We start from the raw sequence: 19,977 nt of genomic DNA, 5'->3' as shown, positions 1-19,977 counted from the left end.
GGTGCTAGGGCCTAGGTTCTAGGACCTAGAAACTAGCCCCTAGCCCCTGTCGGATTTATCCGACCTGCCGTTGTTGTTTTTGCAGCTTTTTACGGATGCGCTGGCGCTTGAGGTCGGAGAGATAGTCGACGAACAGCTTGCCTTGCAGGTGATCCATTTCGTGCTGGATGCAGACCGCCAGCAGCCCTTCGGCCTCCATTTCCACCGGCTTGCCGTCGCTGTCCTGCATCTTGAGGCGAATATGCTCGGCCCGCTCGACCGGCTCGTAAATGCCGGGCACTGACAGGCAGCCTTCGTCGATCTGCTGGATGCCGTCCTTTTCGGTGATCTCCGGGTTGATCACCACCAGCGGCTGGCTCTTGTCCTCGGAGACGTCGATCACGATCAGCCGCTGATGGAAATCCACCTGGGTGGCGGCCAGGCCGATGCCGGGCGCGGCGTACATGGTCTCGAACATGTCGTCGATCTGCCGGTGCAGGCGCGCGTCAAACTCGGTCACCGGCTTCGCCTTGATGCGTAACCGATCATCGGGATAATTCAAAATATTGAGTATTGCCATATGATTTCGTGATGTTTCTCTAGTACAAGTGTAGAAAAAGCTGCTAACATTATGATACTACTAGGATAGACCTGCCAGATTCGGGCTTGTTCCGGGCGCCAGGTCGATTAAACTCGAATAATAAAGCGGCCTCTGACAGGGGAACCTTGCATGGTGAATAATAAACTGACTGGCCTCAGATTGACACGTTTCCTGTCCATTGTTTTGCTGGGCCTGGGTCTTACGGCCTGTGGCTCGCCTCCGGAACAGCCGCCTGCGCCGGCACCCCAGACCAGCAGCTATTCCCTGCAGGAGCCCGAGGCCCCGGAACCGGAAAAACCGGTTTTCAAACCCGACTATCCCGAACGTTATGTGGTCAAAAAGGGTGACACCCTGTGGGGTATTGCCGGGCGTTTTCTCAATGATCCCTGGTTATGGCCGCAGGTCTGGCATATCAACCCCGAGATTCGCAATCCGCATCTGATCTATCCCGGTGATGTCGTCGTGCTGTATCGCGACGCCGACGGTAAACCCTATCTCACCCTGGAAGGCAGTGGCGGCGTGGCACCGCCGACCGGTGGTATCGAGACCGAAAAATTGTCGCCCCGGGCGCGCTATGAGTCAATCGAAAAGGCTATCCCGACCATCCGGCGCTCGGTGATTGCCCCGTTTTTGCAGCGTCCGCGGGTCATCGGCAAGGACGAGCTGGAGGAGGCTCCGTATATTGTTTCCAGTTTCGAGGAGCATCTGATCAGCGGTACGGGTAACCGGATTTATGCCCGGGACATCCAGGATGAGAGCATCGGTCGTTATGAGGTGGTGCGTCCGGGCCGGGTCTACCGGGATCCACAAAGCGGGGAAGTGCTGGGCTATGAAGTCATCCGGCTGGCCGATGCCCGGGTCACCCGGGGCAAGAGCGGTCGGGATGACGTGGTTACACTGAATATCACCCGGGCCCAGCAGGAAGTACTCAATGGCGATCGCCTGCTGCCGGTCGAGGATCAGCAGCTCGAGTTTAATTTCTTCCCTCGGCCACCCAAAAAAGAAGTCGAAGGCGAGATCATTGCGGTGCACAACGGTCTTTCCCAGATCGGCCAGTATAATGTGGTCGTTCTGAACAAGGGGACCCGGGAGGGGCTGGAACCGGGCCATGTGATGGCCATTTACCAGGACGGCGGCACGGCCCGGGATCCCGACAGCTGGTTCGGCTTTCATGTGGATCTGCCCGACGAGCGGGCCGGCATTCTGATGGTGTTTCGCACTTACGAGAAGGTCAGCTATGCACTGGTGATGGAAGCCTATCGTGCACTGCATGTGAACGACAAGATCGCCAACCCCTAGCTAAAAGGCCTCCTCTGTCGGAGGCCTTTATTCAGCCAGGGGTTTAAAAGTGGCAGGGCTGTGCAAATCGCCGCCAGGTGATACACTAGCCTGATAAACCGTCAATCCGACCGGCAGATCCGCTCAGGATTGGTGACCAAACGGAGTTGGTCTGGACAGGAGCTATGGCTGAGCAACAGGAATCACTGCGCCCCTGGCTGGTGCTTCATCGGGCCCCGTACCTCGGCCCCGCGACTTTTCACTCCCTGAACGAGCGTTTTGGCAGCCCCGGGAAGATTCTCGGTGCCGGACGAGCGGCGTTGTCCGCCGCCGGTTTGCGCGAGGAGACGGTAGCGGCATTGTTGAGCCCGGATGAAGCGGCGATCGACGCCGATCTGGCCTGGGCCGGTCAGTCCCGGGCACACATACTGCCCCTGACGGATCCGCGTTATCCCGCGCGCCTGCGGGAGATCAGTGCCCCGCCATTGCTGTTGTATGTATTCGGCGACCCCGATTGTCTGTCTCTGCCCCAGCTGGCGATGGTCGGGAGTCGCAACCCGACCCCGGTCGGGCAGGAAACCGCCCGGGAGTTTGCCCGCCATCTGGCCGGGATGGGATTAACCATTACCAGCGGTCTGGCCCTGGGCATCGATGCCGCCAGCCATCGGGGGGCCCTGAAAGGCAGTGGCTATAGTGTCGCCGTGGTGGGTACCGGACTGGATCGGGTCTATCCAGCCCGGCATCGTGAGCTGGCGCACGAGATTGCAATGCAGGGAGCGCTGGTCTCCGAGTTTGCGCCGGGCATGCCGCCGCTGGCCGCGAACTTTCCGCGCCGCAACCGCATTATCAGCGGTCTGTCGGTGGGCACGCTGGTGGTGGAGGCGGCGCTCCAGAGCGGGTCGCTGATCACCGCCCGGCTGGCGCTGGAGCAGGGGCGTGAGGTTTTTGCCGTACCCGGTTCCATTCATAATCCGCAGGCCCGGGGTTGTCATCAGTTATTGCGCCAGGGGGCCAAACTGGTCGAGACCGCGCAGGATATATTGGAAGAACTCGGTTCACTGGTGGCCTATACAGCGACGGCCGGGACGGACGAACCGGCTGGTGACTCTGCACCTGAACTGGATGCGGAGTATCAAAAAGTGCTGGAGTGCATCGGTTACGAGCCGACATCCGTAGACACCGTGGTAGAACGTAGTGGATTGACGGCCGATGCCGTTTGTTCCATGCTCTTGGTACTGGAATTGCAAGGCTTTGTAGCCGCCACCAGCGGTGGTCATTATTGCCAGACCTGCTAGAGGGGTAGAAAAATGAAAGAGAGTGTACTCGACGTATTGATGTATCTGTTTGAAAACTATATGAATGATGAAATAGAATTCGATACGGACGAGGAAACACTGCGCGTTGAACTGCAGGAAGCCGGTTTTCGTCAGGTCGAAATCACACGGGCCTTTGAGTGGCTGGAAGGACTGGTTGCTCTGCAGGATGACCCGTCGATTTACAGTGGCAAAACCACCGGTTCAATTCGTATCTATACCGCCGAGGAATGTGAGCGACTGGATATCGAGGCGCGCGGATTTCTGCTGTTCCTGGAACAGACCGGTGTTCTCGATCATTTCACCCGTGAAATGGTGATTGATCGGGTCATGGCACTGGGCGAAGACGAGATTGATCTCGAGCAGCTCAAATGGGTCGTCCTGATGGTACTGTTTAACCAGCCGGGCAGGGAAGCGGCATTTGCCTGGATGGAAGATCTGGTGTTTGACGAAATGCCCGGTATTCTGCATTGAGTGGTAAAACAAGCAGAGTTAACCCCGGTGCCCGCTAAACGCGGGCATTTGCTTTTATAAGAGTAACCAATACTTATGGCTAAAAGTCTGGTCATCGTTGAGTCGCCCGCCAAGGCCAAAACGATCAAAAAATATCTTGGCAAGGATTACGAGGTCCTGGCCTCCTATGGTCATGTCCGCGATCTGTTACCCAAAGAAGGCGCGGTCGATCCCGAGCATGACTTCGCTATGAAGTATCAACTCATTGAAAAGAACGAGAAACATGTTGATGCGATTGCAAAATCATTAAAAAAAGCCGATAACCTCTATCTCGCAACGGACCCGGATCGCGAGGGCGAAGCTATCTCCTGGCATCTGTATGAAATTTTAAAAGACCGGGGCCTGCTCAAGGACAAGGATGTCGGCCGCGTGGCCTTTAACGAGATTACCAAGCGTGCGGTTAACGATGCGGTCGAACACCCGCGTGAACTGTCTGATGATCTGATTCATGCCCAGCTGGCGCGTCGCGCGCTGGATTACCTGGTAGGTTTTAATCTCTCGCCCCTGTTATGGAAAAAAATACGCCGCGGGCTGTCCGCTGGCCGGGTGCAAAGCCCCGCCCTGCGTTTGATCGTCGAGCGCGAGAATGAAATCGAAAACTTCAAGCCCAGGGAATACTGGACGGTCGATGCCGAGGTGGAGCAACAGAAACAGACCTTCACTGCCAAGCTGACTTGTCTCAAGGGCAAGAAAGTCAGCCAGTTCACCATCAACAACGAAAAGAAAGCCAAAGACGCCGAGCAGACTTTAAGCTCCGCCGCCAACGGTAAACTCACCGTCTACAAGGTCGAGAAGAAACAGCGCAAGCGTAACCCGGCTGCGCCGTTCACCACTTCCACCATGCAGCAGGAAGCCTCGCGTAAGCTGGGTTTTACTGCACGCAAAACCATGAGTGTCGCCCAGCAGCTGTATGAAGGGATCGATCTTGGTGGTGAAACCGTGGGTCTGATCACCTACATGCGTACCGATTCGCTAAATCTGGCCGACGAAGCGTTGACCGAGATCCGGCAGTATATTCAGGACAAGTACGGCGCCGATAACCTCCCCGGCGAACCGCGTCAGTTCAAAACCAAATCCAAAAATGCCCAGGAAGCACACGAAGCGATTCGTCCGACGTCAGTCTTGCACGAGCCGGCACAAATTAAAAAGCATTTGAGCAAGGATCAATTCCGCCTCTATGAGCTGATCTGGAAACGCACCGTCGCCTGCCAGATGATCCATGCCACCATGGATACCGTGGCCGTGGACCTGGCCGCCGGCAGTCCGGACAACCTGTTTCGCGCCAACGGCTCTACCGTGGTCAAGCCCGGGTTTATGGCGCTGTATCTGGAAAGCGAGGATGACAGCAAGAAGGACAAAGACGACAAGGATCGCATCCTGCCGCCGATGAAAGAAGGCGATGTGGTTAAACTGCTCAAGATCCTCCCCGAGCAGCACTTCACCGAACCGCCGCCGCGTTACTCTGAAGCCAGCCTGGTCAAGGCGCTGGAAGAATATGGTATCGGACGTCCTTCGACTTATGCCTCGATTATCTCCACCCTGCAGCAGCGTGAATACGTGGAGATGGACAAGAAGCGTTTTATCCCGACCGACGTCGGACGCATCGTTAACAAGTTCCTGACCGAACATTTTCCCCGCTACGTGGATTACGAGTTCACCGCGCATATGGAAGATGACCTGGATGCCATATCCCGCGGCGAGAAAGACTGGGTGCCGATGATGAAAGACTTCTGGGAACCCTTCCACGAACTGGTTGAGGAGAAAGACAAGAGCGTGGATCGCAAGGATGTGACGCACGAGCAAATCGAGGAAAAATGTCCCAAGTGTGGCGGCAGTCTGGCCATTCGGCTGGGCCGCCGCGGCCGGTTTATCGGCTGTAATAACTATCCCGAGTGCGATTACACCCGTAACGTTAACGAGGACGCCAACGCCGAGCCGGAAGTGATCGAGGGGCGCAAGTGTCCCGACTGCGGTTCGGATCTGATCATCCGTCACGGCCGTTATGGCAAGTTCATCGGTTGTAGCGGTTATCCCGATTGCCGTTATATCGAACCGCTGGAAAAACCGGAAAACACCGGTGTGCAGTGTCCCGAGTGCAAACAGGGTAATATGCTCAAGCGCAAGGCGCGCAGCGGCAAGATCTTCTTCTCTTGCGAGCGCTATCCTGACTGTAAATACGCGGTCTGGAACCAGCCGCTCAACGAAGCCTGTCCCGAGTGTGGCTGGCCGATGCTGACACTCAAGACCACCAAGCGGCGTGGCACCGAAAAAGTCTGCCCGCAAAAAGAGTGCAATTACAGCGAAGCGGTGGAAACCGAGGAAGAGGCGGAACAGGAATAAAATAATAAAGTTGGCAGATGGCAGTTGTAAGTCGTGAATCGTCTATCGTGGCCGAACTGACTTGTTTAGCCATGGCACGTTGTAGGGAGCGGCTGCGCCGCGATACGATCTGGAATAATCCGCGAATGAACGCAAATATCATTTTTATTACATATAGATGTAACGCGAGGCCTCATAAGTGAGGCCAGTAATCAGAGATATCGAACAGAACGTTGAAATCATCCGTTTGACATTAAGGAATCTGTCCTCTGATGAGGCCGAATCATTTTACATTTTCGTCCATTCGCGTTCATTTGCGGATTAAGAAGCTGCGATCTGAACAGTGACACGCATGTCTTCGTCGATAGAGCAAGCGGTGGAAGTGTTGCGCGAGGGCGGGGTGATCGCCTATCCCACCGAGGCGGTCTATGGTCTGGGTTGTGACCCGGACGATCAGGCGGCCATCGAAAAGATTCTTGCGCTCAAGCAACGGGAACGAAGCAAGGGGCTGATCCTGATCGCCAGCGACGTCGATCAGTTGCAACCTTATCTGGAAGAGTTACCGGAAGTGGCGCATCACCGGGCCCTGGCCAGCTGGCCGGGACCGTTTACATGGGTGTGGCCGACCAAAGCGGACACGAGTGAGTGGTTGCGAGGCGACTTCGCTACTCTCGCGGTCCGCGTGACCGCCCATCCGCTGGCGCGGGAACTGTGCCAGGCCTTTGGCAAGCCGCTGGTCTCGACCAGCGCCAACCTCAGCGGCCAGCCGCCGGCACGGACCGCTGCCGAAGTGCATGAACAGTTCGGCCCGCGGGTGGACTTTATTCTTGAAGGTGAGGTTGGCCCGCACAGCAGCCCGACCGAAATCCGCGATGCGCTCAGTGGAGAATTGATCCGCGGGGGTTGAGGGGCAATAAAATAATCTCTCGCCAAGGCGCAAAGACGCAGAGATTTAAAATAAAGTCGTTGGCAGTTTCCCCGTTTTTCGTGCAGGTCACTCTGGCGATAGCCTGCATGACACTTCTCGAATGGGGAGTCAGGCAGTGCTATGTGAACCTGACTTACAATACTTTGCGGCCTCTGCGGCTTTGCGAGAGTAATGATAATAAATTACGTTTCAATGGTGTAAGTAAAAATGAATGAAGTGAATCCCGAAGCGGTCAAATCCTATCTGCTGAATCTGCAGGATAAAATCTGTCATGCCCTGGCCGAGGAGGATGGCGGTGATGGGTTTGTGGAGGACAGCTGGGAGCGTGAGGAAGGCGGTGGTGGCCGTTCGCGGGTAATGGAAGAGGGCAAAGTATTTGAGAAGGCCGGGATCAACTTTTCACATGTTTATGGCCCCGGCCTGCCGGCTTCGGCCACGGCGCACCGACCCGAACTGGCCGGCCGCAGTTTTCAGGCCATGGGGGTGTCGCTGGTCATTCATCCGCGCAATCCCTATGTGCCCACCTCGCATGCCAATGTGCGGTTTTTTATTGCCGAAAAAGAAGGCGCCGATCCAGTCTGGTGGTTCGGCGGCGGGTTTGACCTGACACCTTTCTACCCGTTTCGCGAGGATGTCATTCACTGGCATACCGTGTCGAAGCAGGCCTGCGATCCGTTCGGTGAGGAGGTCTATGCGCGCTATAAAAAATGGTGCGACGAGTATTTCTATATCAAACACCGTAACGAGACCCGGGGGGTCGGCGGCCTGTTCTTTGATGATCTGAATGAATGGGGTTTCGACAAGAGCTTCGCTTTTATGCAAAGCGTCGGCGATCACTATGTTCCTGCCTATTTGCCTATCGTCGCCAGGCGCAAGGGCACTGACTATGGCGAGCGAGAACGGGATTTCCAGCTCTATCGTCGCGGGCGTTATGTGGAATTCAACCTGGTCTACGACCGCGGCACCCTGTTCGGCCTGCAGACCGGCGGGCGCACCGAATCGATCCTCATGTCGCTGCCGCCGCTGACCCAATGGCGCTATAACTGGGCACCGGAACCGGGCACGCCGGAAGCCGAACTGTACGACCACTACCTCCAGCCGCACGACTGGCTTGCTTAGGTACTAAGTACCTGGTATCTGGTATCTAGCCCCTGCCCGAAGGGCCAGCGCCTCTGCGTTGAGATCTTTTGTTTATTCGTTAAGCAGGCGTTTAATTTTGGCAAGGATATCCGGCCGCTCCCAGTCAACGCTGCCGAACAGGGCGTAGCGAATGCGTCCCTGTTTATCGATAAGGTAGCTGGTCGGGAAGGCAAAGACGTCCCACTGTTGTAATGCCTTGCCGTCACGATCCAGCAGGATCGGAAAAGTGACATTGACTTTATTTTGCAGGAAATCCCGGATAGTGGGTTTGTCCTCGGCCATGTTAACGGCCAGGATAGTGAACGACCTGTCTTGCAGACGCTTTTGCAGTCGTTCCATGGAAGGCATCTCGTGCACGCAGGGCGGGCACCAGCTGGCCCAGAAGTTGACCAGTACCACTTCGCCGTGATGGGCGCTCAGATCGTAACGTTTGTCATTTAGCCCCGGCAGCTGGAGCGGCGGCGGAGCCGGGTTGCCGGCGAACGATTTCAGTTCGCGCTCGGGCTTGCTCGTGGGCAGCGGCTGCAATTCTTTTTTCAGCGCGCTGACATTGCGCGATCGAGCGGGCCAGCGGTGCAGGGCCAGTGCAGCCTGGCGTATGAGTGGGGCTAACCGGGCTGCCAGTTGCTGTTCTCGCTGTGTCGCGTCGGGGCGAAAATAGAAGCGATCGCGTGCATCGTTTAACAGCCGGAAGAACACCTCGCTGCCGCTGCGTGACAGCGCGGGGATGGTCTGATCCAGTTTCCAGCGCCATGGCGATTTGGCCGGTTGCAGAATAAAGATCGGTGCATTGGTCTTTTCAATCACCGGCAACAGCCGCGCGGCCTGACCCGGGTCAGGGGTCTGGTGATAAAATCCGGGGCTGATCAGGATCACGCCGGGGGTATTTGTTGTGCCGGGATGCCGCTGTTGCCATTGATGCAGCCCGCGCAACAGCGGCAGGACTCCGCGACCGCTGCTGATCAGATACAGTTTGTGATGTGTTGAGTGCGCGGCGTCGATCAGGTGGCGAACATCTCCTGCGGGGATACGATCCAGGCTGCTGGCGGTGGGCGGCAGAAAGCGGGATTCGAACAGATCCACCAGCCAGGTTTCATGTCCGCCGGCAGCCAGGGTGGTGGCGGCATCGCGTTCGGCCGGCTGGATCCCGTGTTCCGAGGGCAGCCAGATAAACCGGGTTGTCCCCTGTGCGGGATAGCGACGAAAACTGATCTCGGTGCCATCTTCACTGGTGATCATCCCGTTGTGGACGGTTTGCGCTTTGACAGCGGCGTTGCCAGCCAGCAGTATCAGGCCAAGCAGGTACAGCCGCATGTTGTCGTAAGGCCGGCGAGTTGACATCATACTCATCAGCGGATGAAAGAATCGGTTGTTTACTGGACCATCAACATAACCCGGAAACTATACAGATGCCACAATTTGAATATGATCTGGTCATCATTGGCAGCGGCCTGGCCGGCTACACCCTGGCGCGGGAATATCGCAAGCTGGACAAGACAGGTTCGCTGTTGTTGATCAGTCGCGACGACGGCGTGTTTTATTCCAAACCCATGCTCTCCAATGCGCTGGCGGGCAACAAAACTCCCGAGCAGCTGGTGATGAAACCGGTCGAGAAGATGCGCGAGGAGCTGGCGGCCGATATCCGGGTGGGGACCGATATAACGGAAATCGATCCGCAGGCGCATCGGCTGGTCAGCAGCCAGGGTGAGGTGAAATACGGCAAGCTGGTACTGGGACTCGGCGCCACGCCGCGTCAGCTACCCTTGCAGGGGGGAGCAGCCGATGCGGTGATCAGTGTCAACGATCTCACGGCCTATCGCACGTTTCGTCAGCAACTTGAGGGCAAGCAGCAGATCAGCGTGATTGGTCCCGGCCTGGTCGGATGCGAGTTCGCCAATGATCTGTTGCGCAGCGGCCATCAAGTCCAGGTGATCGGGCCGGACCCTTATCCGCTGAGTCTGTTGTTGCCCGAAGCGGTCGGCCAGCGTATGCAGGAGGTGCTGGCGGAGAAAGGTTTTGAGTGGTATCTGGAGCGTACCGTGGAGCGGATCGACCGACAAGATGATGGCCTGCACCTGATGCTCTCCGATGGCACCGAACTGCAGAGTGATTTTGTCCTGTCCGCCGCCGGGCTGGTGCCCAATATCGAGCTGGCCCGGGCTGCGGGGTTAAAGGTCAATCGCGGCATCGCGGTGGATCGCCAACTGGCTACCAGCGCCCCGGATATTTACGCCCTGGGTGATTGCGCCGAGGTGGCCGGTATGTGGTTGCCGTATGTGATGCCTATCATGAATGCGGCGCGGGCCCTGGCCAAAACCCTGGCCGGCGAACCGACCGATCTGGTTTATCCACCCATGCCGGTGGTGGTCAAAACTCCGGACTTTCCGCTGGTCATCTCGCCACCGCCAAAAGACGCGGGCAACGGACACTGGCAAATCGACAGTGATGACAGCGGTCTGCGAGCCCTGTTTGTCGATTCGGATGAACAGGTGCTGGGCTTTATCCTGACCGAAGACAAAACCCGGGAGAAACAAAGCCTGGTCAAACAGCTGCCCAACGTACTGGACAGCTGAACACCCGGGGTATGGACAGAATTACAGCGCCTTTTGTCCGCCAGCGAAGACTGTCAGCAGAACAGCGAAGGGCAACTATGGTTGTAACAAACGAAGCTTCGTCGAACAGCCCGAAGATATATTCGTAATCGGGTATTCCCCTGCCCCCGTTGCCGGGTATCGTGTTCGTCTCACCGAGCGTATCTCGCGAGTATTGATAAGCTTTCCGGGCGGGGGTGTCGCGTTGGCGACGTGATCCCTGCGCTTATCCACGACCTGTCAGAGCGATTCCCGCAACTGGTTAAGATGCCGATGGAACTGTTGCGATAACGCGGCGGGAATATCCGCACCCTCTTCCAGACTCAGCAGGATCTGTTCGATCTGCCGGCATTGTTCAGTGACCTGCGCGAAACCGTAACTGGCTCCGGAACCGGCCAGGGTGTGGCAGAGCCGGATCAGCTCCTGGCGGATAGCGGTATCGGGGGCTGACAGCAGTTGCTGCCAGAGCTGATCGATGACGGCGACCCTGTCCGGCAACTGGCGGGCATAATCCTGCTGCAGTCGCTCGAGTCTGGCCTGAATGTCCGGGACGTTGCTATTCATATAGTGTTTTGCCGGGTCGTGGAGCGTCTTCGCGGTTCGGGATCATGGCCTGCCTGTGGCGGGGTTATTCGCCGTTGCTTTGCTTTCAAGTATGGTGCAAATCCCGATAAATGAAAAACACCGCCAGGCAAACCCCGCGGCGGCAGGCAATTTGTTAAACTGCATCTTATGGATATTTCCGGCATTCTCGATCCCCTCAACGACGCCCAGCGCCAGGCGGTCTGCGCCCCGACCGGCAATGTCCGGGTGTTGGCCGGCGCCGGCAGCGGCAAGACCCGGGTGCTGGTGCATCGCATCGCCTGGCTGCTGCAGGCCGAGAATGTTTCGCCCTATGGCATTCTGGCGGTGACCTTCACCAACAAGGCCGCAGGTGAGATGCGTTCGCGCATCGAGCAGTTGCTGGGCATTCCGGCGGCCGGACTGTGGGTGGGCACTTTCCATGGTATCGCCCATCGCCTGCTGCGTGCGCACTGGAAAGAAGTCGAGCTGCCCCAGGGCTTCCAGATTATGGACAGCGAGGATCAATTGCGCGCGGTCAAGCGGGTGGTGCGCGAGATGGGGCTGGACGAGGAGCACTGGTCGCCGCGTGAGGCGCAGTGGTTTATCAATGCTCGCAAGGATGAGGGTCTGCGACCGCAACATCTGGAACATCATGGTGATCCCTGGCAACGCCACATGATCGCCATATACGAGAATTATGAAGCCGCTTGCCGGCGGGCCGGGCTGGTGGATTTTGCCGAGCTGCTGTTGCGCGCCCACGAGCTGTGGCTCAAACATCCCGATATTCTCGGCCATTACCAGCGCCGCTTCGGGCATATCCTGGTGGATGAGTTCCAGGACACCAATACTATTCAGTATGCGTTCGTGCGCCTGCTGGCGGGACAAACCGGCCAGGTGTTCGCCGTCGGCGACGACGATCAATCCATCTATGGCTGGCGTGGCGCCCGGGTGGAAAACATTCATCAGTTTGCCAGCGATTTTGCCAATACCCAGACCTTTCGCCTGGAACAGAATTACCGCTCCACCTCGACGATTCTCAACGCGGCCAATGCGCTGATTGCCAACAACAGCGATCGGCTGGGCAAGAGTCTGTGGACTGCGGGCGAGGAGGGTGAGCCGATCAGACTGTACGGGGCATTCAACGAGCAGGAAGAAGCACGCTATATCGTCGAGCAGATTCAGGACTGGGTTGAACAGGGTGGCGCGCGCAGCGAATGTGCCCTGCTGTATCGCTCCAATGCCCAGTCGCGGGTACTGGAACAGGCCCTGCTTCAGGAACGCATTCCCTACCGGGTGTATGGCGGATTGCGCTTTTTCCAGCGCCAGGAAATCAAGGACGCGCTGGCCTATCTGCGTCTGGCGGTCAATCACGAGGATGATGCCTCACTGGAACGCATCATCAATGTGCCGACCCGCGGTATCGGCAGCCGCACGATTACCTCGCTGCGCGAGACGGCCCGTAACAGCGGTGTATCCCTGTGGCGGGCGATGTATCAGTTGATCGAGCATAAACAGCTGTCAGCCCGCGCGCTGGGAGCCTTGCAGAATTTTGTGCACTTGATCGAGACGCTGGGTCATGAGGTTCGCGATCTGGAGCTGTATGAACAGATCGAACAGGCGATTCAGGCCAGTGGTCTGATCGCACACTATGAAAAGGAAAAAGGCGAGCGAGGCCAGGTGCGGATAGAAAACCTGGAGGAGCTGGTCAGCGCCGGACGTGACTTCACCCCGGAACCGGTGGAAGATGGCGAGCCCGAACTGGCGCCGCTGGAAGCGTTTCTGGCCGATGCCGCGCTGGAGGCGGGCGAACGCCAGGCCGATGAATGGGACGACTGCGTGCAACTGATGACTCTGCACTCGGCCAAGGGTCTGGAATTCAAACAGGTGTTCATGTGCGGCATGGAAGAGGGACTGTTTCCCCATCGCCTGTCGGCGGAAGATCCGGGGCGGCTGGAGGAGGAACGGCGCCTGTGTTACGTGGGTATGACCCGCGCCATGGCACAGCTGACCCTCTGCTATGCCGAAAAGCGTCGCCTGTATGGCGAGGAGCATTACGCCAAACCGTCACGCTTTCTCAAGGAGATCCCGCCCGAATTGATCGAGGAACAGCGCCTGACGGGCGTGGTAACGCCGGCCACCAGTTACTCCCCCGGGGCTGGCAACGTCTCGTTTAACGAGTCGGGTTTTATCCTGGGACAGCGGGTCTGCCATGAAACCTTCGGCGAGGGCGTGGTACTGAATTACGAAGGCGAGGGCCGTCACTCCCGGGTGCAGGTCAACTTCGAGTCCGAAGGCAGTAAATGGCTGATGGTCGAATACGCCAACCTGATGGCCTGTTGATTCGGGCCAGTTTAAACACTTGCCATAGCCCGGGCAGGGAAGTTTATTTGTGGTTTGCCCAGATAATGGCCCTGGGCAAAGTCCACACCGAACTCCTGTAGCAAGCCGAGCGTTTTTCTGTTTTCCACAAATTCGGCGATAGTCTGCTTGCCCAGCGCATGGGCGATCTGGTTCATGGAGCGAACCATCGCCTGATCGACCTGTGAACTGGCCAGACCCTTGACGAAAGAGCCATCGATCTTGAGCTTGTCCACAGGCAGGTGTTTGAGATAGGCAAATGACGAGAAGCCGGTGCCAAAATCATCCAGAGCAAACTGGCAGCCGATATCCTTGAGCTGATAGATAAAGCGGGTAGCCTCGGCCAGGTTGGAGATCGCCGCGGACTCGGTAATTTCAAAGGTCAGGGTGGCGGGACTGAGGCCGGTTTCCCGTAACAGGCTGTTAATCAGGGGCAGTAACTCGCGATCCTCGAAGGCGCGACCGGAAAGATTAATCGCGAAATGGATCTGATCATTATCCTGATGCAGTTCAGCCAGATATTGCATGGCATTACGCACAGCCCAGCGATCCACGTGATTGATCAGACCGAAACGCTCGGCGGCGGGTAAAAATCCCCCGGGCAATATCACGTCACCATCATCCATTGACATGCGAAGCAGCACTTCGTAATTATCGCAAAGGCCACTGTCAATATTGACGATGGGTTGAAACGCCAGCTTGAAATGGTTGTTCTCGAACGCATCCCGTACCCGGCTGGCCCAGCCCATGTCCTCGGCCATTCCATCGCGTTGCTTGTCGCCGGGATTGTACAGATGCAGACAGTTGCGGCCCTGGGATTTGGCAACATTACAGGCCAGATCGGCATGCGAGAGTACCTCATCGCCGGTGCTGGTCTGTCGATTAAGCATGGCGACACCCAGGCTGCAAGTGATGTTGAAGGTTTTACCACCCTCAATGAAACGAAAGTTTTCAAACAGCAGGCGGATGTTCTCGGCGACCTGTATGGCAGCGGGTTGTTCGACATCATCCAGCAAGATGGTGAATTCATCACCGCCGAAGCGAGCCAGCAGATCTGCATCGCGGGTATGTCCCTGCAGCAGCTCGCAGCATTCGAGCAATAATCTGTCCCCGGCAGCATGGCCGAGCGTGTCATTGACATACTTGAACTGATCCAGATCCAGATACAACAGTGCGCAGCTGTTGCCGTGGCGGTGAATCCGGCTGAGTGAATGCTCGAGTTCGCGTTGAAAATAATTACGGTTATAAAGCCCGGTCAGCGTGTCATGCTGGGCCTGATAGGTCAGCTCGCGCTCGAAGGCCTTTTGCGCCGAGATGTCCCGCGCGGTGCCCATAATACTGACGATCTTGCCGTTTTCATTGTGCTGTGGCTTGGCATTGAAACTGATATAACGCCGTTGTCCCTCCCGGTCCAGATGGATAGTTTCATACTCCAGCAGCTCATAGCCCTGCAGTACCCGGTCCATGGCTTCCTTGTCCTTGCGACTGGCTTCAGGGGACTGGAATTCGGTGAAGTGCTGAAACAGCATCTCCTCGGCCTGATAGCCGTAAATCCGGCTTACGGCATCATTGAGATAAGTCCAGCGTCCGTCGCAGTCCATACTCCAGACCATATCATGGGCGGTTTCGACCAGATTGCGGTAGCGGGCCTCGGCATCCAGCAGCATTTGCTCGGTGGCCTTGCGTGCCGAGATATCCGCCAGCAGGCAGGTGTAATACATATGCTCGTCGTTATGCATCAGACTGATGCGCATCGACATGGGAATGGCATAACCGGTGCGATGGCGCCCCTCCACTTCTACTTCCTCGCGCGGCAGTGAGGTTTCGTCCCGGGGCAGAATGAAGTCAGGCAGCAGCCAGTCCAGGGATTTGCCGCGAATCTCGTGGGATGTAAAACCGAACAGCTTTTCTGCGGCGGGGTTAAAGGTTTCGATGGCGTGCTGATCATTGACTACGATAATCCCTTCGGCAGCGTGGTCGACAATGGCATGGACGTGACTCTCCTGGTCCCCGAGGCGCCGGAACAGTCGGCCCAGCATCTGAATCATATAGCCTGTCTCGTCTGTCGAGCGCGGCCGCAGACGTTTGGCCATATCTTCGTAATTGGTGGCGCCGCTGCCGCTGATCAGTTCCTGCACCGGCTGCAGGGATTGTTTGAGACTGCGGATGGATAAAATGGTGACGGTAAAGGCAAACAGCCCGAGTGCCGCCCAGATCAGCATGATCTCGCCGGTCATGTACTGGGTACGCCACCAGTAGTATTTGAGCAGGATGGTGCCGGTGAGCAGCGGTACATACCCCCCGATCAGCAACATTTTGGCCTGCATGCTGACATGCACCTGGCGAAAACCATTGTGCTCCACCAGCCGCCCGATCAGTGCCAGCGTGTAGAGATAGCCGGGCATGCCGACCAGAATGGCGATCACCAGTTGTAACAGGATGAACTGACTGAGACTGGCAAAGGGGGATTGTTCAGCGGGATAGAGCCCCAGCCAATGTTGCAGGGTAGGTGCGAGCAGCGCATAGAGCAGGAAAAACAGCCAGTAGTGGTGACTGAAACTTTTCAGTCGCTGATCCAGGTGCTCAGGCAGAGGCGTGTACCCTTGCTGGCCGCTTTGCCATTCCCGCAATGGTTTAAAATAGCGTCTGAAATAAAAATAGATGGTGGTCGGAAGTACCAGGGCGATCAGGCCCAGTAACAGGGCGGCTTGCAGGGAGGCGAGCTGTTCCGCACGGATCATGGTAAAAAACCAGGCCGTCGAATAGCCGATGATCGGAGTGAGTACGAAACTGGCGATGATTACCAGTACCAGTCGCCGGTGGATTCGCCTCAGAGCTTGTTCTTCCATGGCACCCGCATTATTGTTTTGTTTTGCCGGAACAGCAGTCTGACCAATCCACTCAATAGTGACAGAATAGAATCCGTGACACCAGTAGCAAATCCCGGGTCAGATTAGCCCGGTTTGTTCACAATCTGCATCAACGATTTTGACAAACTAACGATTCCGCAACGAAAAATCGTATCGAACCAATAACAACGGGGACGGAACCATGAAACGACGTGACTTTATTAAATCTGCCGGTGCCGGCTCATTGCTGGCTGGCGGCCTGGTAACCGGTACCAGCGTAGCAGTGGCGAAACCGAAATATCAGTGGAAAATGGTCACCACCTGGCCGAAAAACTTTCCTGGTCTGGGCACCGGTGCCAACAATCTGGCGGCCCTGATTAATGAGCTCAGTGACGGCCGGATTGAGGTCAAAGTCTACGGAGCCGGAGAGCTGGTCCCCGCGCTGGAAGTGTTCGATGCGGTTTCCCGGGGGACCGCGCAGATGGGCCACGGCGCCGCCTATTACTGGAAAGGCAAGAGCGAGGCCGCCCAGTTTTTCTCTGCCGTGCCGTTCGGACTGACCGCCCAGGAGATGAATGGCTGGCTCTATTACGGCGGCGGCATGGAATTGTGGGAAGAAGTCTATGCCCCGTTTAATCTGGTGCCAGCGGCGGCCGGCAATACCGGTGTACAGATGGGCGGCTGGTTCAACAAGGAGATCAACTCCCTGGCCGATCTCAAGGGACTGAAGATGCGCATCCCTGGCCTGGGCGGCGAAGTCCTCAAGCGCGCTGGCGGCACCCCGGTCAACCTGCCCGGCGGCGAGCTGTATACCTCGCTGCAGTCCGGCAACATCGACGCGACCGAATGGGTCGGACCCTATAACGATCTGGCCTTCGGTCTGTACAAGATCGCCAAATACTATTATTACCCCGGCTGGCACGAACCGGGCACCACACTGGAAGCGATGATCAACAAAGAAGCCTTCGAGGAATTACCGAAGGATCTGCAAAGCATCGTGCGTAATGCCTGCAAGGTGGTCAATCAGGACATGCTGGCCGAGTACACCGCACGCAATAACCAGGCGCTCAAAACCCTGGTGGAAAAACATAACGTCGATCTGCGCCGCTATCCGGATGACGTGCTGAAAAAACTGCGCAATCTCTCCGACGAGGTCGTCGCCGAAGTAGCCGGGAAAGACAAGATGAGCAGGAAAGTCTACGAGTCATTCAAAAAATTCCGTGACCAGGCAATGGAATGGCACCGCATCTCCGAGCAGACCTACATGGCCGCGAGAGAGATGTAGCTAAATTTAGCAAAGATCCTGACGCAGAGTCGCGGAGACGCAGAGAAGAAAAATATAATCGTGAGTGAATGGAAGGGCATTCCGTATATGGAGAGGCCCGGGAAAATGAATAATTTAATTGCCTTGTGTTCTTCTCTGCGACTCCGCGGCTCCGCGAACTCCGCGTTAAATGATCAGCCTTAATCAGAGGTGTCTTCCTGGAGTTTGAGGGAGAGGGAGTTGATGCAGTAGCGCAGGCCGGTGGGGGGCGGGCCGTCGGGGAAGACGTGGCCGAGGTGGGCGTCGCAGCGACTGCAATGCACTTCGGTGCGGGTCATGCCGTGGCTGGTATCCTCGGTGATCTCGATGGCGTCCTTGCTGATCGGCTGCCAGTAACTGGGCCAGCCGCTGCCCGAGTCGAATTTCTCCCTGGAATGAAACAGCGGCTGGCCACAGCAGACGCAGACATAAGTCCCCGGCGCCTTGCTGTCGCAATACTCTCCGCTGAACGGCCGCTCGGTGCCGTGCCGACGGGTGACCTGAAACTGCTCCTCGCTCAGTAATCCCCGCCACTCTTCATCCGACTTTTTGATCTTTTCTACCATGATTCCCTTTTACACACAGCAGTAGGATCGAGCAAGGGTTTAAGCTCTGTTTTGGGATAACGGATTAAAGCGCGGAGGACGCGGAGGCGCAGAGGCGCGGAGAAAACAACAATTATTTCGCAGTATACTTTTTAACTCCTCTGCGACTCCGCGCCTCTGCGTCCTCCGCGTTATTTCCCAGAGTCCCTGAAAAAAGATGAGACCTGTTCGACTTAAGGTGAGGTCACATAGGCTATCGCCAATGTGACCTACGCGACTAGCGGCTAGCAACTAGTAACTAGCCCCTGTCATCTAGCCATAGATGACCCCCGGCAGCCAGGTGGCCAGGCCGGGCCAGAGGGCGAGCAGGGCGAGGGCCAGCAGCTGGATGGCGATAAACGGCATGACGCCGCGATACAGCTGTGTGGTACCCAGTTCAGGCGGAGCCACGCCGCGCAGGTAAAAGAGGGCGAAGCCGAACGGCGGGGTCAGAAACGAGGTTTGCAGGTTGATGGCAATCATCACCCCGAGCCAGATAGGATCGAGCCCCATCATCAGCAGAATGGGCGCGACAATCGGTACGATCACAAAAGTGATTTCGATAAAGTCGAGGATGAAACCGAGCAGGAACATGACCAGCATGACGATCAGCATGGCGCCGACCACGCCGCCGGGCAGGCTGGTCAGAATCTCGCGCACCGCCTCGTCACCGCCAAAACCGCGGAACACCAGCGAGAACAGCGAGGCGCCAATGAAGATCAAAAACACCATGCTGGTGACCTGGACCGTGGTGCGCATTACCTCGCGCAGTTTGCTGACATCGAGCTGACGTTGTAACCCGGCCAGCAGTATGGCGCCCACGGCACCGACCGAGGCTGCCTCGGTGGGCGTGGCGGCACCGGCCATAATGGAGCCGAGTACGGCGACGATCAGCAGCAGCGGGGGAATCAGCACCTTGATAACCCGTCCGGCGAGTTCCCGATTGCTGTGCTGGCGCTCGTCACGCGGCATCACCGGAACCTTTGCCGGCTGCAGCCAGGCAACGCCCAGCATATAAAGGACATACAGACCCACCAGTAACAGGCCGGGAATCAGCGCCCCGGCGAACAGATCGCCAACCGAGACGGTCTCGGGGGCGAACAGTCCCATATCGAGCTGGGCCTGCTGATAGGCCGAGGAGAGGACATCCCCCAGCAGCACCAGAATGATCGATGGCGGAATAATCTGCCCGAGGGTTCCCGAGGCGCAGATGGCACCGCCGGCCAGGCCCGGGTCGTAGCCCCGTTTGAGCATGGTGGGCAAAGAAAGCAGGCCCATGGTCACGACGGTGGCGCCGACGATGCCGGTGCTGGCCGCCAGCAGCATCCCGACCAGGATGACCGAGATCCCGAGGCCACCGCGCAGGGGACCGAACAGCATTGCCATGGTATCGAGCAGCTGGTCGGCGACTTTGGAGCGTTCCAGCATGACCCCCATGAAGACAAACAGGGGTACCGCGATCAGGGTGCCGTTGGTCATGATCCCGTATAGCCGGTTGGGCACCGCACTCAAAAAGGCGTCATCGAAGGTCCCGGTCAGGTGACCGAGCAGGGCAAAGGCGATTGCGGTGCCGCCCAGGGCAAAGGCCACCGGGTACCCGCTGAGCAGGACCAGGCCGACGACCAGAAACATCAGTAATGGCATCCATTCGGCCATG

Annotated in this window: 15 protein-coding genes; 9 read left to right on the top strand and 6 right to left on the bottom strand. The window is 57.3% G+C overall.

The genetic code is table 11. The features are described 5' to 3' along the window. Positions 1–55: 55 nt before the first annotated feature. Positions 56–559, bottom strand: a complete 504-nt coding sequence (gene def, locus R6U90_RS10770) for a peptide deformylase (RefSeq protein WP_410352694.1) — start codon at positions 557–559, stop codon at positions 56–58. A 150-nt stretch (positions 560–709) separates the two neighbouring features. Between def and R6U90_RS10765 the strand changes: the two genes are divergently transcribed. The 6 genes from R6U90_RS10765 (at position 710) to hemF (ending at position 8,050) form a co-directional block, all read left to right on the top strand. Further along, complete coding sequence (locus tag R6U90_RS10765; protein WP_410352693.1) at positions 710–1,879, top strand: LysM peptidoglycan-binding domain-containing protein; 1,170 nt, start codon at positions 710–712, stop codon at positions 1,877–1,879. Positions 1,880–2,043: 164 nt separating this feature from the next. Then, positions 2,044–3,153, top strand: coding sequence for a DNA-processing protein DprA (dprA, locus tag R6U90_RS10760; protein WP_410352692.1), 1,110 nt, complete (start codon positions 2,044–2,046; stop codon positions 3,151–3,153). 12 nt (positions 3,154–3,165) lie between these two features. After that, complete coding sequence (locus R6U90_RS10755) at positions 3,166–3,645, top strand: DUF494 family protein (RefSeq protein WP_322567342.1); 480 nt, start codon at positions 3,166–3,168, stop codon at positions 3,643–3,645. A 75-nt stretch (positions 3,646–3,720) separates the two neighbouring features. Then, the gene (topA, locus tag R6U90_RS10750) at positions 3,721–6,024 is read left to right on the top strand and encodes a type I DNA topoisomerase (protein ID WP_410352691.1); all 2,304 of its coding nucleotides are present in this window, start codon (positions 3,721–3,723) and stop codon (positions 6,022–6,024) included. A gap of 331 nt (positions 6,025–6,355) precedes the next feature. Continuing rightward, positions 6,356–6,910: an L-threonylcarbamoyladenylate synthase gene (locus R6U90_RS10745; protein ID WP_410352690.1), complete on the top strand. Its 555-nt coding sequence runs from the start codon at positions 6,356–6,358 to the stop codon at positions 6,908–6,910. 228 nt (positions 6,911–7,138) lie between these two features. Beyond that, positions 7,139–8,050: an oxygen-dependent coproporphyrinogen oxidase gene (gene hemF, locus R6U90_RS10740; protein ID WP_410352689.1), complete on the top strand. Its 912-nt coding sequence runs from the start codon at positions 7,139–7,141 to the stop codon at positions 8,048–8,050. 72 nt (positions 8,051–8,122) lie between these two features. On the opposite strand, the gene R6U90_RS10735 is transcribed toward hemF, so the two are convergent. Continuing rightward, positions 8,123–9,415, bottom strand: a complete 1,293-nt coding sequence (locus R6U90_RS10735) for a TlpA family protein disulfide reductase (RefSeq protein WP_410352688.1) — start codon at positions 9,413–9,415, stop codon at positions 8,123–8,125. 65 nt (positions 9,416–9,480) lie between these two features. Here R6U90_RS10735 and R6U90_RS10730 point away from each other — a divergent pair, with 65 nt between their 5' ends. Further along, the gene (locus R6U90_RS10730; RefSeq protein WP_410352687.1) at positions 9,481–10,644 is read left to right on the top strand and encodes an NAD(P)/FAD-dependent oxidoreductase; all 1,164 of its coding nucleotides are present in this window, start codon (positions 9,481–9,483) and stop codon (positions 10,642–10,644) included. Between the two features lie 258 nt (positions 10,645–10,902). Here the strand turns inward: R6U90_RS10730 and R6U90_RS10725 are convergent, their stop codons facing one another. Beyond that, the gene (locus R6U90_RS10725; protein WP_410352686.1) at positions 10,903–11,226 is read right to left on the bottom strand and encodes an Hpt domain-containing protein; all 324 of its coding nucleotides are present in this window, start codon (positions 11,224–11,226) and stop codon (positions 10,903–10,905) included. A 168-nt stretch (positions 11,227–11,394) separates the two neighbouring features. Between R6U90_RS10725 and uvrD the strand changes: the two genes are divergently transcribed. Beyond that, entirely contained in the window at positions 11,395–13,566 is a 2,172-nt protein-coding gene (gene uvrD, locus R6U90_RS10720) for a DNA helicase II (protein ID WP_410352685.1), read from the top strand. A gap of 11 nt (positions 13,567–13,577) precedes the next feature. On the opposite strand, the gene R6U90_RS10715 is transcribed toward uvrD, so the two are convergent. Next, complete coding sequence (locus R6U90_RS10715) at positions 13,578–16,433, bottom strand: putative bifunctional diguanylate cyclase/phosphodiesterase (protein WP_410352684.1); 2,856 nt, start codon at positions 16,431–16,433, stop codon at positions 13,578–13,580. Between the two features lie 202 nt (positions 16,434–16,635). Here R6U90_RS10715 and R6U90_RS10710 point away from each other — a divergent pair, with 202 nt between their 5' ends. Further along, the gene (locus tag R6U90_RS10710) at positions 16,636–17,718 is read left to right on the top strand and encodes a TRAP transporter substrate-binding protein (protein WP_410352683.1); all 1,083 of its coding nucleotides are present in this window, start codon (positions 16,636–16,638) and stop codon (positions 17,716–17,718) included. Positions 17,719–17,897: 179 nt separating this feature from the next. Here the strand turns inward: R6U90_RS10710 and msrB are convergent, their stop codons facing one another. Both msrB and R6U90_RS10700 read right to left on the bottom strand, forming a co-directional pair. Next, positions 17,898–18,302 (bottom strand): peptide-methionine (R)-S-oxide reductase MsrB, encoded by a 405-nt coding sequence (msrB, locus tag R6U90_RS10705; RefSeq protein ID WP_410352682.1) that lies wholly within the window; start codon positions 18,300–18,302, stop codon positions 17,898–17,900. Between the two features lie 291 nt (positions 18,303–18,593). Next, complete coding sequence (locus R6U90_RS10700; RefSeq protein ID WP_410352681.1) at positions 18,594–19,976, bottom strand: TRAP transporter large permease subunit; 1,383 nt, start codon at positions 19,974–19,976, stop codon at positions 18,594–18,596. Position 19,977 lies beyond the last annotated feature (1 nt).

Origin of the sequence: Thiohalophilus sp., assembly GCF_046483665.1 — a bacterium.
In the GTDB taxonomy this organism is placed as follows: Bacteria; Pseudomonadota; Gammaproteobacteria; order UBA6429; family Thiohalophilaceae; genus Thiohalophilus.
Note: the sequence above shows the minus strand (reverse complement) of the source record. Positions and strands in the feature narration are given on the sequence as shown.

Coding starts and splice junctions, on each gene's coding strand:
- def (WP_410352694.1), bottom strand. CDS start 559: ATGGCAATACTCAATATTTTGAATTATCCCGATGATCGGTTACGCATC.
- R6U90_RS10765 (WP_410352693.1), top strand. CDS start 710: ATGGTGAATAATAAACTGACTGGCCTCAGATTGACACGTTTCCTGTCC.
- dprA (WP_410352692.1), top strand. CDS start 2,044: ATGGCTGAGCAACAGGAATCACTGCGCCCCTGGCTGGTGCTTCATCGG.
- R6U90_RS10755 (WP_322567342.1), top strand. CDS start 3,166: ATGAAAGAGAGTGTACTCGACGTATTGATGTATCTGTTTGAAAACTAT.
- topA (WP_410352691.1), top strand. CDS start 3,721: ATGGCTAAAAGTCTGGTCATCGTTGAGTCGCCCGCCAAGGCCAAAACG.
- R6U90_RS10745 (WP_410352690.1), top strand. CDS start 6,356: ATGTCTTCGTCGATAGAGCAAGCGGTGGAAGTGTTGCGCGAGGGCGGG.
- hemF (WP_410352689.1), top strand. CDS start 7,139: ATGAATGAAGTGAATCCCGAAGCGGTCAAATCCTATCTGCTGAATCTG.
- R6U90_RS10735 (WP_410352688.1), bottom strand. CDS start 9,415: ATGATGTCAACTCGCCGGCCTTACGACAACATGCGGCTGTACCTGCTT.
- R6U90_RS10730 (WP_410352687.1), top strand. CDS start 9,481: ATGCCACAATTTGAATATGATCTGGTCATCATTGGCAGCGGCCTGGCC.
- R6U90_RS10725 (WP_410352686.1), bottom strand. CDS start 11,226: ATGAATAGCAACGTCCCGGACATTCAGGCCAGACTCGAGCGACTGCAG.
- uvrD (WP_410352685.1), top strand. CDS start 11,395: ATGGATATTTCCGGCATTCTCGATCCCCTCAACGACGCCCAGCGCCAG.
- R6U90_RS10715 (WP_410352684.1), bottom strand. CDS start 16,433: ATGGAAGAACAAGCTCTGAGGCGAATCCACCGGCGACTGGTACTGGTA.
- R6U90_RS10710 (WP_410352683.1), top strand. CDS start 16,636: ATGAAACGACGTGACTTTATTAAATCTGCCGGTGCCGGCTCATTGCTG.
- msrB (WP_410352682.1), bottom strand. CDS start 18,302: ATGGTAGAAAAGATCAAAAAGTCGGATGAAGAGTGGCGGGGATTACTG.
- R6U90_RS10700 (WP_410352681.1), bottom strand. CDS start 19,976: ATGGCCGAATGGATGCCATTACTGATGTTTCTGGTCGTCGGCCTGGTC.